Here is an 18,283-nt window from a genome sequence, read left to right on the forward strand (position 1 = left end):
TACCTCGACTTTACAAATAATAAATGAATCTGTCCTGCGTCTTATAAAACACTAGAAAACCAATCACTCCATATATAATTACATACGAAATCGAGATCAAATGTGTCGTTATATCTGGAATAATTCCTTCGATCACGACATCACGAAACATTTCGACGACCGGATACAATGGATTCAACATAATTATTGGCATAAACTCTTCTGGAATAATGGATGCTGGATAGAAAATTGGTGTCAAATACATCAAAACCAACAATACAATTGAGTAAAAATGATTCATATCCCTAAAAAACACATTAATTGAGGCCAAGAGCAAACCAATACCAGATGACATAATTAATAAATAAATCAAAGGAACTACAAACAGCAAATTGATCCAACGAAATTCCATACCTGTGACAAGCATCATTATCACTACTGGTACAAAGGAGATCACTGTAGTGATGAAAGATGAACATACTCTAGAAAGCGGAAAAAAGTACTTTGGAACGTACACCTTTCTAATTAATTGTCCGTTAGCAATGATCGAATCCATAGCAAAGTTGGTTGCTTCAGAAAAAAATTGATAGAGAATCCTCCCAATCAGTACATAGACCGGGAAATTAGGAATATCATTTTCAAACAATGCCATAAATACAACACTTAAGACAATCATCATTAGTAAAGGGTTCAACATACTCCAAAGAACCCCAAAAATTGAATTTCTATATTTTAACTTTATGTCTTTCTTCACCAATTCAATAAATAAATCTTTATACTTTAATAAGTTCTGGAAATGTGACATCATCACAGTACTCCTCCAAGAATCATACTTCATTTTTAGAAGCTGTTAGCCTGAAAACTTGAAACAGTTCCGCTCATTATTTCAAAAATCTTAATAAGGCCTCTTTTAAAAAATATATCGTAGATTTCGTCATCATATATTCAATCCTTATGTAATTCATCGTGTTTTCCATTTTATATTTAATTCTTTTAATAGATTTAATTGTTTTAAAAGCTTCAATTAAACCTTCGATGTAAATAGCTCCAAACCCAAGTCTTCTAAAATATAATGCCTTTATTAAGAAGCCAGCAATGAGAAATGGAGCATTAAGAATTAACATGACTATAGGAATATTTTTAAGCACTAAGTATACGTTATTTCTTGCTGACAATCTTACTTTAAAAGAATTGTGTCTATTATTGCCAGATGTTGCACTACCAATATGGAGGACTTTTGCTTTGGGACAATAAACATTTTTATATCCAAATATGTTTGCTCTAAACCCTAAATCAACATCCTCTAAATATGCAAAAAACATATCGTCAAAGTAACTTATCCTGTCCAATATTTCTCTTCTATATATAGCCCCACCAGCACAAGAACTAAAAATTATTCTATCTTTTTCATATAAGTCACTTGAGTCACCATCGCCTGTTTTAAATGCCCATCCCATCAGAGACAGTTGATCACCAGCGTTATCAATGATACTCGGATTTGAATATGATAACATTTGAGAGGCAACGGAAAAGATTCCTCTATCAGCATCAATGCAATTAAATAGGTGTCTCACAAAATTTTGTTGGGCAAATGCATCATTATTTAATAGTATAATGTACTCTGAGCATGAATACTTAATGCCTTGATTAACTGCGCTAGCAAAACCAAGATTCCTATCATTTATGATTAATGAAATATCCGGATATTTTTCTTTAATTAATACAACACTTCCATCCTGAGAATCGTTATCAATTACGATAATTTCTTTTTTATTCTCTATTTGATCATATATACTTGCAATACTATCTAATATGTAATTTGCTCCATTGTAGTTTGGAATTACAATCGAAATATCCAACGATAACATCCCCACACTAGCTAATGATAGTGAACTTTATTCGCTTAGTTTTTCTTTACTACCGAATGCTGTCATTATATCATATAACTTCAGCTAAACTCATTTTAACCATTAATTAACATATGATAGAAAATTACAAGAACTATAACATGTTTCAATCACACTCACATATTTTCTGAGATTAATTTTAATAAACCACTAAATATAAAGGCCTCCAACCCACTTACGTTGAAGGCCCAAAATGTTCACTTCACAATAATTCCCCTATACTTTACAACCCTTTGTGCAAAGTCAGTAAATTGCGTTATAAGCGACTTCGTAATTGATCCCGCCTGGTCTACCCATCCCATTTCTTCATAGGCTACAACAAGCAATGCTTTTGCATCAACAATAACTTTTGGATCATTTACTTTTTCAAGTAATTCAACCCCGTTTTCATATTGCCCGAGCATTATGTATGCTTGCCCTATAAAAAAGTAGCTGTTGTTCACCAATTCGAGGGGTCTCTTATCTGGAATATTTTTAGCTTTAAATGGCTCAATTCTTACATGATATTCTTCATAATGACTAATCGCCTTCGTTGCCAACATAATTGCGATTTCTTTTTCCTTCAACACTGCAAATTGCACTGCAAGCTGTGCTTCAACTCTCATAGTGCTCTCAATAAGCTGTACATTAAATGGATCATTTTCCATCGCAATGTCAAAGTACGCTAGAGCCTTCTCCCAGTCATTCAATGCTAAATAACCATTCCCTATGTTTGACAGCACCTTTGAATTATTAGGTTCCAAGGCTTCTGCAGCTTGAAGTCTCTCGATCGCTTTTGTTTTCCACTCTTCTTTTTCTTCATTCTTATATTTCGCAGCATATACATTCGCTAAATTAACTTGATAATCAACTTGATAAGGGTTAAGTGAGGCTGCTCTCTCTAGCATTTGTTGGGCCTCATCTATCGATATTTGTTCTTCTGCTTTAGGAAGAGCCTGCTCTGCTAAATAGAATCGAAAAGAATAAACACCGAAGACAAGCACAAAAACAGCAGATAAAGATAAAATGACTCTGACTCCTATTGTACCTGGTACTAGCTTCACTATATTATCGACATTCACAGTAAAAGCTGGTACCCCCATCGCAAACAACCAAAAAGCAACAAACCATACAGTCCCATAAGAGAAGTCAAAATCTATGAAACCATGCATGAAGATCATTGCTAGGGCCGGGAACACAGCTATTGTTCGTATTTGCTCTTCTTGCTCTTTTTCTTTATAAATCCGTAGAGCAATTTGATAAACCAAGAATGCAAATACCAACAAAAAGAGGATTAATCCTAACCATCCGGTACTTAACAAGACTTCCAGATAACCATTGTGAATCTCATTATTGAAGTACGGCAGCTCTTGATGCTTAGAATAGAGGATCTTCCATCCCTCACCACCAACTCCTAATAGAGGCGCCTCACTACTGAGCTTGAATGCATCTTGATATACATTCGTTCTCCCCAATAAGCTGGCAGTTTCCCTATTAATATCCGTTACCCGTTCCTGTAAACTGCTTGGCAATTGCTGATATACCAGGCCACCGCTCTTAATATCTAATACCAATAATACTCCTATAATAATGACGGCACCTGGCAAAAGGAACCTTGCAAACTTTTTATCTCCAAAGCTAGTAAAAAACGATTTTCTATCCAATACTGCTCTGATTAAAATAACCAACATTAACACCACAAAAGTAGAAACAAAGAAAGAAAGCATGCCCGGATTTGCTGAGCCTTGCTCCGCCTGCGTAGTAATTTGTCGAAATACTATGAATGAAGCAGCACCTGAAAGAACTGAGTAGATTATGTATGAAATCTGTCCCTTACCTTTCAGTAACAAAAGTCCAATAAACCATGCCAATGGAAAGACAAGTAGAGATCCACGAGAGTAAGAATGTAATAAGCCTACGCCGTGTGCAACCAAAGGTAAGCTAAACAGTATGGTAGACCAGATAGGGAGATTCTTCTTCGTCAAAACTACCAGTGCATAAAGCCAGAAAGCACATATAACCGTGGCGAAAGTATTGGCATATTGGAAAGTGCCTGTTAAACGTTCAGCAAGCATAAGGTCCTTAAATTCAACCCATCCCCACATACCAAAAACGGCAAAGAAGGAAACCCAGATTCCCGTCAATTGAAATACAGTTGAATATACTTGTTCTAGCCTCGTTGATTCATCTGCTTGTTTTGCCCATACTAACATGACAAACATAGATGTATAGGCCAACCAACGAAAGATGTTGTCAAAAGCTCCATTAACTGTTGCCGCATTAGTTAAAGACAGGGTATGTGTTAATGGTACTAAGAGCACTATTAAATATGGTAATGCACTCTTCATTGGATTCTTAATAATTTGTACAACTATCGTACCAAGAATAAGCACTGATAGTATTACTTCAATCAAGTAAAAATCTGTATCAAAAAATAAACCCCGTAAATACGGAGTGTAAATAAAAAGTACAGAAATCACCAATACACAGACTAAGCTTAGCAATCGTCCCATTACAACCTCCGGACTAGAGTTATTGTTGTTTTATGCCTTTTTCCAAGTCAGAAACAATTTGTTTTATCTTTTCTTTGAACTGAACGCCCTCAGGTGCTAGGTTTAGGTAGGTTTTCAGGTGTTCTAGAGCTTTTGTCTTATCATTTAAACCAATATAGCTTAACCCTAGAAAACGATAAGCCTCGAAATACACTGGATCTTTAGCAAGTTCTGTAAACAGCGAGATTGCATCATTATATTGCTTCTTTACATATAGAATCTGAGCTTTCTTAAATTTTAAATCAGCAAAATCTGGCTGTACCTTTAATCCCTGATCCGCCGTCACCAATGCTTGATCATAATTTTTAGTGGCCATGTGAAGCGCTACGGTATTATTATATGCTTCTAATAGATCAGGAGACTTTTTTATAGCATTTTCATAATATACTATCGCATTCGGGAAATCGTTCTTCATACGCAGAATGTTCCCTAAGAAAAAGTCATATATTCCATTAGTTGGATCATTCGCTATACATTCTTCAAATATTATTTTAGCCTCTTCTAGTTTCCCTTGATTATATAAACTCAATCCTTGATCATATTTTGCCTTTACCTCATTCATGGCATCGGTAGAAGAGGTTTGCCCGTTATCCGTTGTTTTTTCAGAATCACTACATGCAGTATTCATTAGTATAGCAGCAACTAAAACAAATGAATAAATAACTTTTCTTTTTATCAATTTAAAGTTCCTCCACATTGCTTTTATCACAAAGATTTTTTCAAATATCACCCACATTCTATCACAAATATTGTTGAATTAACATAAAATTAGCCTAGTTTGCTTCTCTTTGAGTCGTTCCGACCTTTGGTACCTCTTCCAAAACACATACTTTATATGAATGTTCTTCAAAAAAGTCACTTCAATTCTTTTAACGTTGTGTATATAAAACAGACAAAACAAAAAAACAGGTGAGGAGAAAATCCTCACCTGTTCCTATTAAGTAATATTACTTAACAGTTTTTGTTGTATTACCTTTAAGCATGTTGTTTTCAGCATCTTTAGCAGTATCTGGAGTTGCTTGAGTTCCTACTTTAACAGAAGAGATAGAACTGTTATTGAGGTTTACAGTAGAGCCTACGGATGCTGGAACAGAAGTCAAAATGTCTGTAGCCGCATCATAAGCACCATTTTTATTAACATCAATATACAGTACATCATCTGCTTGTTCAGGTGTACCATTACCGTAAGTTGCACCAGTTACAGTAAGAAGGTATTTACCTGCATCAGAACCTACTGAGATTTTGTTTACATTATACAAATCTTTATCCAGTGGCAAGTTATTTACAGTTACCACCAAATCATCTGCATCAGGATCTACAGCCAATGTTTCACTGAATGTCAGGTTAATAGAACCATCAGCATTCAGTTGAGCAGTTTGGAGTTCTGGTTGAACATTATCCTTAACTTCCACTGTTCCAGTGTAGTTAGTAACTACTTCACCACTAATTGCTTTTACGTTTGCTACAGTGAATACAGCAGCTTGATCTGTCTTCTCGATAGAACCAACTGGGAGCGTGATAGTAGCAGTGTCTTGAGCTTGATTAAGTCTGATAATAGTATCAGCAGGCAATGGTTTACCAGCCAAAGTATAGTTAGCAGCATCTGTTGCAGAGTTAGCAACTGCTCCACCTTTAACTGCACGGCCAAATTTAACTGTAATTACATTGCCAGCAGCTTTAGGAGCTTCTGCCAAATCAAATGATGCGGAACCTGCACCGAAATCAACTGTTTGGTTGAATACTGCAGAGGTGTTAGGTGTTTCTGCTTGGTCAGTAACAAATGCAGCTGGGAAGCTGATATGGAACTTTCCTGCAACTTTAGCTGGATTAGCAAAGTTCAATGTAACCTTTTTATCTCCTGCTTGAACTGCAGCTGGAGTTACGCCACCCAAAAGAGTGTCAGTAACATCAACACCATTTTCGTTTACAATTGTAGGTTTAACTGGGGTACCAGCTGCCAAACCTTCTGAGAAGTTCACTTCCAATGAAGTTACATTACCCTGAGCGTTTTTAACAACTTTATAGCCAGTAGAAGCAGGTTTTGTAACATCTTTGCTCAGAACAACAGTTTTAGTTGTTGGAGCTACTGCATTACCCAACTTGTCTTTGATTGTGTTCGGAATAACTACAGTCAAAGTACGGCTGTCTTTATTAGTGTAAAGAGCTTGAGAAATAGGGATCAGGAATTGAGTGTCATTTTTATCTTCAACTTTAGTAACAACACCATGCTGTACATCAGCCAAAGCCTCGTCCTTCACGCCAATGTTAGTTGGGAACGCAGCAATTACAGAGTTAGCATCCATAGCTTTATCAAATGTCAACAGAATCGCTTTGTCGCTAGACGCGGACAGAGCAGCTGTCGGAGCATTTGCATCTACAGTAATTGTGATTGCTTTAGAAGTGGATACAGTTATGTTTTCGCTCTTGTCAGTCAGGTTAACCAACTCAATGGTATGTGGCTTAGTTGCATCAAGTTGCAGACCATTGATTGTTGCAGTAGCAGTTCCCTTGAAGTCGATACCGTAGTAAGTACCATTGATCTTAGCCAAAGAACTTTGGATTGGCTCAGATGCAACAACAGTTACACTAGTTGCAACTGCACCATTAGTTTTACCTGTCGCAGATACGATTTCAGGTTTTACAGTGTCCTCATAAGTCAAAACGGAAGTGTGTTTAGCTGTTGATTTAGTAGCATCTGCTTCAGTAACAACTGGTTCCACAACTACTACACCATCGGTTACTTCAACATTAGACTTAGAAGCGAAAGTCAAAGTAACAGTTCTACCGTCTTCAGCCAATTCTACGCCTGTTGGATTAGCACCATTAATAGAGTAGTTAGTTTTGTCAATTGCATCATTGCTATCTACTTTTACACCAAACACTACTTTAACTTGAGTAGCGTTGATAGCAGTTACAGATTCAACTTTCAGATCGCCAGTTGGAGCATCGATAGCATCATTGCGTGGGTCATAAGTTGCACCGTTAGTACCATCGAGGTTAGCTTTCGTATAAACGCCTTCGAAATCGGATTTTTTCAGGTCTCTCTTAACTTTGCTGAACTCACCGTTCATGATTTCGCGGAGGCTTGCACCTTTACCGTCGAAGTCAACGTAGATCAGTTTGTCGAAAGAAGTTACTCCCATGTCAGCTGCAAATTTTGTTTTACCTGCATCTGTCAGGTTGAACAGGTCACGCAATTCATAATATCTGTCTACATCTCCACCCAGGTAAACACCAGATTTTGGTGCTGCAAAAGCGGAAGAAGCCATGCTAGCAACTACTGTAGCAGAAAGGATGGAAAGAGCTACTTTTTTATTCACGTACTACCCCTCCGTAAGTTTGATAGGAAGTCTATTTTTGTGAGTGAGTATGTAATGAACAGCGGAGAGAGGTGACTCCCTCCGCTGTTCGACTCACGTAAAAGGTTTTAACTCACAAAATTATTTTTTGAAAGTTACGTTTGCTTTGTCAGTTTCGCCTTTTTCACTTGTTACAGTGATTACACCGGAAGTAGCATCTGTTTTATCAGTAGAGAATTCGAATACGATTTCTCCGTTGCTTACTTTACCAGTGAAGGTTTCGCCACCAACTTTGATAACTGCTTTATCAATCTCGGATTCTTTACCGGATTTGATTTCTACAGTTACAGAGTAAGAGTTTACTGGACCGATAGCGAACTGTTTACCAGTTGCGTTGTCAGCAATAGCATCCCATTTACCTGGGATTTCGCCACCATCGCCAGGTGTTTGTCTCAGGAACGCTTCTGCTTCATCTTCCCAACCTTGTTTATCTACTTCATCTTCGTCGGAGATGATCAATACGTAGTCGTATTTGTTACCGGAAACGTCGGAGCTATCGATAGCAACGATGTAGTCGCCTTTGCTTACGCCGTCAACGCCTTCCAGATCATCGAAGATCTCCAGGAATGCAGTGGAAGATTTAGTGTTGATAGTGGATTTTTTGTCATCAGCATCTTTAACAGTGATGGTGTTGCCATCTACGTTGGATACCAGACCCACTTTGATTTTGTCGATGCTAGCATCTTTCCACTCGTCTTCGTCAGCGATCTTAGCGAGCATTTTCTCGTCGGAATCTTCGAGGTTGTTGTTAACTACTTCAACAACATCGTCCACAACTACTTCATCGTTAGTATCCAATTGGAATGCGATGAAGTCGCCGCGTTTGATACCACGATCGTCTTTCAGATCTTCGGAATCTTTGTCCAATGGGTAAGTTTTCAGTTCTACTTTGTCACCGGTTTTAGTGAGAACTTGGATAGTGTCATCTCCACCGGATCTTCCGTAATCCCAAACCATACCGTATTGGGCATCGCCACCCAAACCGTCGCCTTCAACTACGAAGATTGCTTCAACTTCATCTTTATCTTGGTCAACTGTGTAGTATACAGTCAGATCGTCTTCGTCTGCAATGTCTTTGAACTTCGCAGCTTTAGCGTTTTTCAGTTCAGGACGTTTGTTAGCGTCTTTGATCTCACCAGTCATGTTGAAGATAGCAGTATCATCAGTTACTTCGTAGTCGTCAACCATTTCGTCGTCTTCGTCAGCAATTTTGTCCCACTCTGCTCCAGAAGAACGAATCAGATCGGTTTTCAGGATACGAACTTTTTCTGCTTTACCTTCTTTGTCAAGTTCAACTTCCAGCAGAACGTTGCTGTCGTCTTTCTTAGGTTGGAGAAGGTCTTCCAGTTCGCTCTCGTTACCGTTTTTGTCGAAGTTTTTGCCGTTTACATCATAGATGTCTTCAGCTTCCAACTCAACATTCACTTTTTTGCCTTTTTGAGTCAATACAGTGAATTGCCATTTGTCTTTACCATAGTCCAGGTAAGCTGCACGAGTAACGATTGCTTTTTGTTTGCGATCGTCGATTGGATCCTTAGTAGTTACGTGACGAACACGACCAGAAGCATCCAGGTACAGTTTTACTGTTTCGCCGTCAAGATCTTTGATCAGATCCCAGTTGGATCCATCAGTATCTTCAACGTCTTTGTTTCCGTTATCGGAGTAAGTAGCACCTTTGTAGATACGGTATGTTTTATCTCCAACAGTCAGACGGTAGTCATTGCTGTTACGCATAACAACTTTGTCTACTTTACCTTCTACAATTGTGTCAGTAGCGAAGATCAGGAACTTGTCTTCGTCACCTTCTGGATAGTAAACGCTGTAAACCATGTTTTCTTTCAGATCGCTGAATTTAGCTGGTTTACCATTGAGGAACACGAGGAAGTCTTTACCTTCGTCTTTGTTTTCCAGCTCATTGAACTTGTCGTTGTCAATGTTCGTGATCTTTTTCTTTTCAACATCGACTTTGCTGATCACTTCAGAACCATATTTACGACCTTCGTCAGTTTGGTTCATAGTTTGATCGTCGATTACGTGCATGTAAGCAATTTCGTTGTTGTCATCCAGAACAACTTTCACACCAAAAGTGAAGCCGTCGCCATCTTTGATGATTTCTTTCAAGCCGTCAACTGCATCAGAGTAACGTTTGAAGTTGTAAGTAACAACAGTGTCTTTGTTCAGACGGTAGGATTTCTCGCTAGCATCCAGAACCAGTTTCAGATCTTTCAGATCGGAGCTGCTCAGATCTTTAGCATCTGTGAAAGATTTGCCTTTCAGTTCCCATTCGCTCACACGGTCCATGATAACTTCTTCGTCTGTGGAACCTTCCATCCAAACGATTACGTCTTCACGGTCGTCTTTGATCCACACTTGTACGTGTTGACCAGCGAATTCGTTAGAGTTGATACCGTCAGCTACTTTGTAAGTAGTGTTGCCGATACCAGCGTCTTTACCATTCAAAGTAACTTCGTTAGCTTTGATTTTGCCCAGACCGATAGCAGGTACGTTTGTTACCAATGGCAAGTCATCGCCATCGCGACCAGCTTCTTGAGCCCACTCCATGTCACGAACAGTAACTTTCAGGTATTTAGTCAGGAGGTTTTCATTCGTGATTTCATAACGAACGTCAGTCCCGAATTCTTTTTGCTCCATCAGGTCTACACGAAGAGCGTTGTCGAGCATTTTGAAGATGTCGCCACGAGTTGCTGCATTGTTAGGAGTAGTGATGCTCTTAGCAATGTTCAGCTCGGAAGCTTTGGAGATCATGCTGTTAGGCCATACACCCTTAACGGATGGCTCATAACCCAGTGCACGAACGATCATAGTAACCGCTTCTGCATAAGTAACTTGGTTTTGTGGTTTGAAAGATTTGTCCGGGAAACCTTTTACGATTTCTTCGTTGGAAGCTACGTTTACGAAACCAGCAAACCAATCAGTAGATCTAACATCAGTATAAGTATTGCTGAATTGTGCCAATTTCGCACCTTGCTCCAGTCCGCGAGCGCGAACGATCAGAGTAGCGAACTCTGCACGAGTGATAGTTTTGTCTACACCGTAATCGCCGTTGCCATAACCTGCTACCAGGCCAAGAGCTTCCAGACGTTTTACGGTTTTTTCCATTTCAGCGTCCATTTTAGGAGCTGTAGTTGTTGCTGCTTCTTCTGCTGCGAAAGCCATTGGAGCAACAGTAAGTGCGAGTGCACTAGCCAATACACTGTTAACGACCTTTTTCATAACCTTGTGTTCTCCTCCTCTAGTATAAACAAATTGTTCTTGGGGAATATTTGTTGTTAATCTATCTTTCTTTTTAAAGCCCGAATCCTGCAAGCGCGTGTCACCTCCTTTCGCAGGAAAGCCTCGCTTTTTGTGTTAAAAATCTCTAGTATATTCAGTATTGTGTAAAATGCAACAATCACTAGTGTAACACAACTGCTAGAATTCGTGAATCTTTTTTACACAATTCCCCGTTTTTCGTGTGACATCCTATTAAACGCCTGAGCGAATCAAAAGTTGCGGCGCCTTCGAAAAAAAATTAAAGTTTTTTTCGTGGTTCGTTATTCACCTGTCAGTTATGTACGAAGTGACATCCGCCACAATCGTATTATAGGGGACATATGGCGGGCTGTCACGACTGAACCTTTTTCCAATTTGATTCAAAAGCTTGCAAATCTTGTTTCCAGTTAGTTACCCAGTGCTGTTTCAAAAGCTACAACAGCCAGATTGTATGTCAAAACAGCTTTTTGGTACTCGTTCTCACTGGTAGACAATGCTTCTTCGGACTGGATAACCTCCAAAGTAGTTGCGAGGCCATTTTCAAAGCGCAGATTTTTCAGGCGATAGCTCTCCGCAGCAGAGTCCTTTGCAGACTTGCGGAACTCAATCGCTTCTCTTGCCGCATTCAGGTTGAGATATGCTTCTGTTACATCTTTGGTAACAACACGCTTTTGCTCATCGATGGAAAGCTTAGCTTTTTCCACATTGTTGCGTGCCTGCTGGCCTTGAAGAGTAGATACAGCCAAATACTCATCGATCAGCTTCACGTTCAGTTCAGCCAGCTTGAGCTCTTCTTCTGCTCTCGTAATTTCTACCCGGTTGGTGAGTGCCTGTTGCTTGGCTTGTTCGAGCGTCAGCTTAATAGGAGCCGTTTGCTTATTCGATGTGACGAGCTTCCATTCTTTATTTAAATCTACTCCGAGGAAGTCATTCAGATTCATGAGGGCAATTTCTACAGCGTTTTCTGCAGACTTCAATTGTGCTTTTGCCGCTGCTACTCCCATCTCTGCTTCCAAAACATCTGTTTTTGCATTCGTTCCCACATCGAATGCAGCCTTTGCTACCTTCAACTGTGCTTCTGAACGCGCCAAGCTTTGTTTCTTCAAGTTTAAATCATCTTGAGCAAAAATCAGCTTGTAATAGACATCTTGTGCCCCTAGCTTTGTTTTTGCTTCAGCTGATTTTACGTACAGTGCATTGAGCTTTTTGTTCACTTTCCCATTCTCGTTTGTTACAAATTTGCGTTGTGCATCTTCTAGCGTCTCAATTGTACTACTTGGCATTTCAGAGTTACTCACATAAGTAAGTGACTGATTAATGTCTGCATTTTTGGCATCCAGACGTGTCTCATTCAGCTTAGCATTTGTCTTCAGAGACTGTTCAACAGCTTTTTCCAAAGTCAGCTCATCACTTGTAGCTGCCTCAGGAGTAGACTGGCTTTCTGTACCGGTTTGTGCTGCTGTTTTATCATTTGATGCTTGTACAGTTGTAGGTGCCTTTGTTTGATCGGAGCCTGTATTCGCAGATGCCGTCAAGCTTCCTGCGCCAAGTGCTGTTGTTAATACTGCCGCCAAACTGATGGACATCCATTTCTTTTTCGAATATGGAAAATTCACTGAATTCCACTCCTTTATTTTATGTTAAGTATAAAATTATTAACCACATTAAATATGTGGTTTGTCCCAAGATCACTATATCACAGAGTTATACTTCTCACACGCAAAATTATGCCATACCAGCATTTTCATAAGGGAATCATCGATAGCTCCTCCCTTTCCTTTTTTATTCCACAAGCACTACATAGAGTACTACGATTATGTGTCAAAAACATTTCAGTGTTCGCCAACATTTCTTTTGCATGCTATCCTTTTCTTGAGGTGATTGTACGATGCTTACCCAATACAAAACGATCGCTGGCTACGGTGAGGACTATATCGTTATTGAACGCTCCCGTTTTATCGGATATGCCCAGCGGGTTACAACGGAGGAAGAAGCGACAGCGTTTATCGCGATGATTAAGAAGAAGCACTGGGACGCTACCCATAACTGTTCCGCTTTTGTCATTGGCGAAAACGATCAGGTTCAGCGCTCAAGTGATGACGGGGAGCCCAGTGGTACAGCTGGCAAACCGATTCTCGAGTGTATCAAGAAAAACGGTGTGAAAGATACGGTCGTCGTCGTCACCCGCTATTTCGGCGGAATCAAGCTAGGGGCCGGTGGACTCGTTCGGGCTTATACAGCGGGAACGGTCACTGCACTAAAGGCTGCGAAGATCGTGGTGCATACCTTGCATCAAACCATTTCTGTCAGCGTCGACTACACGTGGTGGGGCAAGGTGGAAAACGAACTGCGTCTGGGCGATCATCGCGTAAGTAGTACGGATTTCACAGACAAGGTTACGGCGCATGTGTTGATTCCTGAGGGTGAACAGGATGAGTTCGTCGCGCGAATGGTTGATTTGACGAATGGACAAGCTCAGATCGTGCTCGGGGAAAAGGAGTATGTCGAGGTTCCGGTGGACGCGGTTGGAGATGTGGAAGAAGAGTAATTTCTCAACAAAAAAGCTGAAGAGGCAGATGACCTCTTCAGCTTTTCTTCTATTATATATAGCGAAATAGATTCGCTTACTGCTTAGGCAGTTTTTTGAGTTGGACCATCACACGTACTGTGATAACAGCCATCTCTGCACGAGTCAAATTATGAGTTGGCTTGAAGCTGTAGGTTGGCTTTTTCACGGATGGGTCATCGACTTCACCGTTCATCAGCTTGCCTTTGCTGACAGCCAGTACAGATGGAGCTGCATAGTAGCTTACATCTTTCGCATCTGTAAACATTTTATTCAATGCCACTTTGGATGCATCGAGTGTAGCCAATTTCATGTTGAGTGCACGCGCAATCATGATTGCTGCTTCTTCACGTGTCAGAGAGTCGTCTGGACGGAAGTAGCCTGGCTGTTTTCCACGAATAATCCCAGCGCGAGCAGCCGTCTCGATGTACTTGTACTCATAATCCCACGTATTGCGATTAGGACGGACATCCGTGAAGGTTGGTTCTAACGGATCACGCTCATTGCTATCCTTATATGGACCAGCGTTAATTGGCAGTGCCAACGCTTTTACCAGCATCGTTGCAAATTCACCGCGTGTCATGTCACGGTTTGCACCAAAACTGCTTCCACTGTATGCTGGCATGATGCCTTTTGCATACAAGGTCTCAATCGCATCGCGAGCAAAATCATGGGTAATGACATCATCGTAGGATTCTCTTGTTTTCATGACCATGTAGTAACCAAATCCAGCAAACGGTACCTGTACGGTTTTCGCGCCAGTATTCACTACACCACCAATGTTTCTCCACTCGTCACCATTGTGATAGTAAATGGTCAAGATGTTGTTCGCAGCATTTACGATCGATGGATCATATTTAATGGTAAGTGTTCCACGGAGGCTTGGAACAAGATTGTCCTGCCAACGGCTCTTAAAGTCCTGAGCATCGCCTTCATCGTAGTATGGATCACGTCCACCCGGAGCCTCTGTGTCACCTGCATCGACATAGTACAACGGACTTGCGTAGTTAAAGTTGGATTCGAGTACCAGCCTGTCCTCCAAATTGTCTTCTTCAATGGTTACTTGTCCTGTTGTTCGGTCTGCCATACCAAAATAGAGAGGCACATCGACAAAAATGTCTCCGTTTGGATTCTTCACTTCTTGGCCAGCACGGCTGTCATCTGGCGACAGCAATACGGTACCTTTCGGAAACTTCAGATCAAATTGCTTATCAAATACGCTAAACGCTACTTTCTTCCCTAATACATCACGATATTCAGCACCATTTACATTCGAGCTCGCATTGTAAATCTTGATTTCGTCTTTATAGGTGCTATCGCCTACTACAACCGAGAATTTCACTGTGTTTAAACCTTTTTTAAGTGGAACTGTAGATGTAAACACGTAGTAGGTTTCTGGAATTGTTTTTCCTTGGTCATCGTCGTAATAGAAATCAGGGTTTGTTGTATTCGTTACTTTCGCTTCTGTTTTGCCGAACAATACTTTGTCCGCATTTTCCGCAAACACTTTTACAACTGCGCTGTTGCTATTAACGATGATGTACGGATCGTTTTCTTTTGCTTTTACTGGGGACAGAACTTCCCAGCTGGAATATTTCTGATCGATGTTGATGTCATAGCGAATGACAGTACCATTGTCATCTTCTGCAACGATTGTGTAGACCGTTGTTCCACCCTTTTTCAGAGTCAGAGGGAAGAGGCCCAATTTTTGTTCCTGTTCTTTCGCATCAGTTACAGCATCTTGCACTTCCTCAACAAGATCGCCATACTTCTTCGTGCTCATTTTCCCTCCAAATCGGGAACGAGACTGTGAATCAATGTTGTGCTCATCAAACAGGTCTTCCAAATCGTTATTTAATGCTGCTTCCAGACGAGTCTTTACGTATTCCTGATTCGTCGTGTCTTGATCCCAATCCCCACTCTTGTAGCGGAAATCATTGATCCGTTTTCCGTTCTTTTCGATATATACATGTGTCGCATCATTTACGGTAAAGCTCAGGCTGCTCAAGAAGTTGGCACCCGTCTTATAGGCCGGGTCTCCAGCTTTTTTCATCAGCTCTTCGGTTTTACCATTGGAGATGATCTCCAGCTTCACATCCTCTACAGATGGTGTCTTGGATGTGTTATACGAAACATTGTAGGTAAAAACAGTTTTTGGATCGTCTTTTAACGTGATTTTCAGGACGTTGTTGCCCTTTTTATAACCGAGTTGGTCTTTTTGAATCAGGAATGTGCCCTTGTTGGTATCGATATCGGTAATGTTGATAGTTGCTCCGTTCAACGTTGCTTCAATATTACCCGACTTCAATACGTAGTTGTACACTTTTCCGTCAAGATTTCGGATATCGTTCTCACTCTTCACTTGATATCCGTCTTCGAAGCTGCGAACCTGCCCTGTTGCATCTACATAGGTGATTTGCGCATATGGAGTAATACGAATATCCAGTGTATAGGCAGCAGATGTCGATGCTGTACCACCATTATATCCAATTACCAATTTACCCTGACCCTGTGGCAACTTTCTCAGCGTGAGTGTAAATCCATCGGACCCTGCCTGGATAACATAGTCAGTCCCTGCCGCCAGTGTTTGTCCGTTATAGGTAATGTTTATAGTAGTGTTTGGATTCGAGATATTTTGTGTGACGACCTTCAATTCCAGCGGCGAAGTAACTATCGTATTTGCAGCCGTTGGAGACAACTCTTGTGCGTTCGCCAAATTGATCACTTTTGTAATATTCGGCTTCGTGCTGTCTAAGTACTTGAACTCGTACTCGTAGTTCGCAACATTAATAAAGCCAGATGGAGAAGTTACGGTATTGTTCGATGCTTTTGTCAAGTACTGGTAGCTCAACGATACTTTGTACGTTTTTCCATCCTGGAAGACTCCTGCTGGTACCCCTACAGTTACCGCATATTCGGTAAAGCCGCTTTGCGGATTGCCGATCGGTGTAAAGGTTAATCCACTTCCACTCTTGTATTCACTCTTACTTCCACCTTCGGAAATCGTGACCTTGAATTCCTGGAACTGCTGCTCACCAGCAATATCTACAAATTTCAAAAGTGCCGCACCATTCAGTGTCATGGCTGGAGAATACGTTGCACCTGTTACCGTAGATAGTTGGTTCGGCTGTAGTGATACTCCACCCAGCATTACTTTGTAAAACTGATCAGAGCTTCCGGATGATGTAGTGGTAACCAACAGCTTGCGGACGAATGTCCCTACTTCCTTATTTTGGTTGAACACTCTGATTTCCAGGGTATTTTCACCAAGCTGCGATGGTACACTCAATCCAAAAGATCCGGTGCGGTTCACCTGTGTTTTGACTACATCACCTGTACGCAGGTTTTTCACTTCAACTGTATCTGCATTGAGTGCTTTTCCGTCCATGTTCAAATTCAGACGGTTGGTCGAAGGAACTGTAATATAAGTCGGACTCGAAGTGACATTCGGATCGTTCAGTGGTGTATCATTCACTTTCAAATCACTAACGAGTGGTGTGTTGTTGTATTGAACAAAGAACTGGTAGTGCTCTTTTGTTACATTTCCCACCTTTTCATAGAAGGCGACTTGATTCAGACCTGGTTTCAGGCTGATATTGCTAAATGTAAAAGTGCTTCCGTTAATCGATGGAGCAGTATTCGATAAATCCTGAACCGTCTGGCCGTTGTTCGTAATCAGCTTGATTCGCAAGCTGCTTCCGGTTACACCACTGCCATACGTACCAATCAGTGTGATTGTGGAATCGCCATAAACCACTGGGTTATAGGCTGTCGTTCCACCCGAAAAGTTTGTAATCGAAATCGGGCTATTCTGCGAGTTGTACTCGTAATAAATAACGTCACGCTCACCTGTATTCGGTGCAAAAAGCTGTACAGCATTCAGGCCAGGAGATAAATCAATATCTGGCAATACGCCTCCAGCTCCATTTACAGTTCGAACGGTCACTCCGTTTACTTGGACTTCGACAGCCTGTGTTTTATCCACTGCGGCTGAGATGGTATAGGTGTATGGCAAGCCCGTTACTGTTCGACTTGTTACCTTTTTTGGATCGCTTTGATGCTCACCTTGCCCAGAATTCGTGAACTTTAGCGGACCTGTTCCCGAAGCGGAAGGAGTTGGTGTGTACTGAAAGTAGATCTCTGTTGTATCATTCGTTGGATCTAACGTAACTTTTGGTCTTACCGTAACTTTAGTCACTGCCCCACTGCTGTTCAGTTGAAAATCCGGCAGTGTAATTTTGTCGTTTGCGAATAGTTGGTTATTCGCAAGGGGAACCCCATCAATTGATACATCAACGCCTTGACCATTTTTCGAGGTATCTTTGTAAAAAAGCTCGACACCATATATTAATTTCGATTTGGTCTTGATTGGGGTACTGTAGGCATAACCGTTACCGCTACCAGTCGCAAGAAAGGCAGTTGGCGTTATGATACCAGCCCCAGTATTCCAGTTGGAACCAAGTGCCGCAAAGGCAGGTACAGCTGGCAAAACACCTGTAACAATCAGCATCATCGTCAGGCACATTGCCAGCCAGCGACGGAATTGTTGATAGGACTTGTTCATTTTTTCACCTCTCCATATTATTCTGAATTGCTTATTTGTCCCGCTCCAAAAAAGATCGGGCAGTATACTTCTCCCCTTTCTTTATCGGACAATTCTCTTCTTTA

At 40.8% G+C, this 18,283-nt stretch carries 9 protein-coding genes; 1 reads left to right on the top strand and 8 read right to left on the bottom strand.

Going from position 1 to position 18,283, the window contains the following annotated elements; translation table 11 throughout:
- Positions 1-10 precede the first annotated feature (10 nt).
- The 7 genes from ASG16_RS03460 to ASG16_RS03490 all read right to left on the bottom strand — a co-directional run bounded on the left by ASG16_RS03460 (position 11) and on the right by ASG16_RS03490 (position 12,665).
- Positions 11-787, bottom strand: coding sequence for an ABC transporter permease (locus ASG16_RS03460; RefSeq protein WP_056486957.1), 777 nt, complete (start codon positions 785-787; stop codon positions 11-13).
- Between the two features lie 73 nt (positions 788-860).
- Positions 861-1,838 (bottom strand): glycosyltransferase family 2 protein, encoded by a 978-nt coding sequence (locus tag ASG16_RS03465; protein ID WP_157966760.1) that lies wholly within the window; start codon positions 1,836-1,838, stop codon positions 861-863.
- A gap of 245 nt (positions 1,839-2,083) precedes the next feature.
- Complete coding sequence (locus ASG16_RS03470) at positions 2,084-4,378, bottom strand: O-antigen ligase family protein (RefSeq protein ID WP_056486951.1); 2,295 nt, start codon at positions 4,376-4,378, stop codon at positions 2,084-2,086.
- A gap of 19 nt (positions 4,379-4,397) precedes the next feature.
- On the bottom strand, positions 4,398-5,096 hold the full coding sequence (locus ASG16_RS03475; RefSeq protein WP_056486948.1) for a tetratricopeptide repeat protein: 699 nt from the start codon (positions 5,094-5,096) through the stop codon (positions 4,398-4,400).
- Between the two features lie 268 nt (positions 5,097-5,364).
- Positions 5,365-7,737: a hypothetical protein gene (locus ASG16_RS03480; RefSeq protein WP_056486945.1), complete on the bottom strand. Its 2,373-nt coding sequence runs from the start codon at positions 7,735-7,737 to the stop codon at positions 5,365-5,367.
- A 120-nt stretch (positions 7,738-7,857) separates the two neighbouring features.
- Positions 7,858-11,010, bottom strand: a complete 3,153-nt coding sequence (locus ASG16_RS03485; protein ID WP_048035058.1) for an S-layer homology domain-containing protein — start codon at positions 11,008-11,010, stop codon at positions 7,858-7,860.
- A 446-nt stretch (positions 11,011-11,456) separates the two neighbouring features.
- Entirely contained in the window at positions 11,457-12,665 is a 1,209-nt protein-coding gene (locus tag ASG16_RS03490) for a TolC family protein (RefSeq protein WP_048035059.1), read from the bottom strand.
- A 272-nt stretch (positions 12,666-12,937) separates the two neighbouring features.
- Between ASG16_RS03490 and ASG16_RS03495 the strand changes: the two genes are divergently transcribed.
- Entirely contained in the window at positions 12,938-13,597 is a 660-nt protein-coding gene (locus ASG16_RS03495; RefSeq protein ID WP_056486943.1) for a YigZ family protein, read from the top strand.
- A 76-nt stretch (positions 13,598-13,673) separates the two neighbouring features.
- Here ASG16_RS03495 and ASG16_RS03500 read toward each other — a convergent pair whose 3' ends face one another.
- Positions 13,674-18,179, bottom strand: coding sequence for an S-layer homology domain-containing protein (locus tag ASG16_RS03500; protein WP_056486941.1), 4,506 nt, complete (start codon positions 18,177-18,179; stop codon positions 13,674-13,676).
- Positions 18,180-18,283 lie beyond the last annotated feature (104 nt).

The organism is Brevibacillus sp. Leaf182 (assembly GCF_001423865.2).
In the GTDB taxonomy this organism is placed as follows: Bacteria; Bacillota; Bacilli; order Brevibacillales; family Brevibacillaceae; genus Brevibacillus; species Brevibacillus brevis_C.

Excerpts from the sequence above, each read along its gene's own strand:
- ASG16_RS03460 (WP_056486957.1), bottom strand. The coding sequence starts at position 787 with ATGATGTCACATTTCCAGAACTTATTAAAGTATAAAGATTTATTTATT.
- ASG16_RS03470 (WP_056486951.1), bottom strand. The coding sequence starts at position 4,378 with ATGGGACGATTGCTAAGCTTAGTCTGTGTATTGGTGATTTCTGTACTT.
- ASG16_RS03485 (WP_048035058.1), bottom strand. The coding sequence starts at position 11,010 with ATGAAAAAGGTCGTTAACAGTGTATTGGCTAGTGCACTCGCACTTACT.
- ASG16_RS03495 (WP_056486943.1), top strand. The coding sequence starts at position 12,938 with ATGCTTACCCAATACAAAACGATCGCTGGCTACGGTGAGGACTATATC.
- ASG16_RS03500 (WP_056486941.1), bottom strand. The coding sequence starts at position 18,179 with ATGAACAAGTCCTATCAACAATTCCGTCGCTGGCTGGCAATGTGCCTG.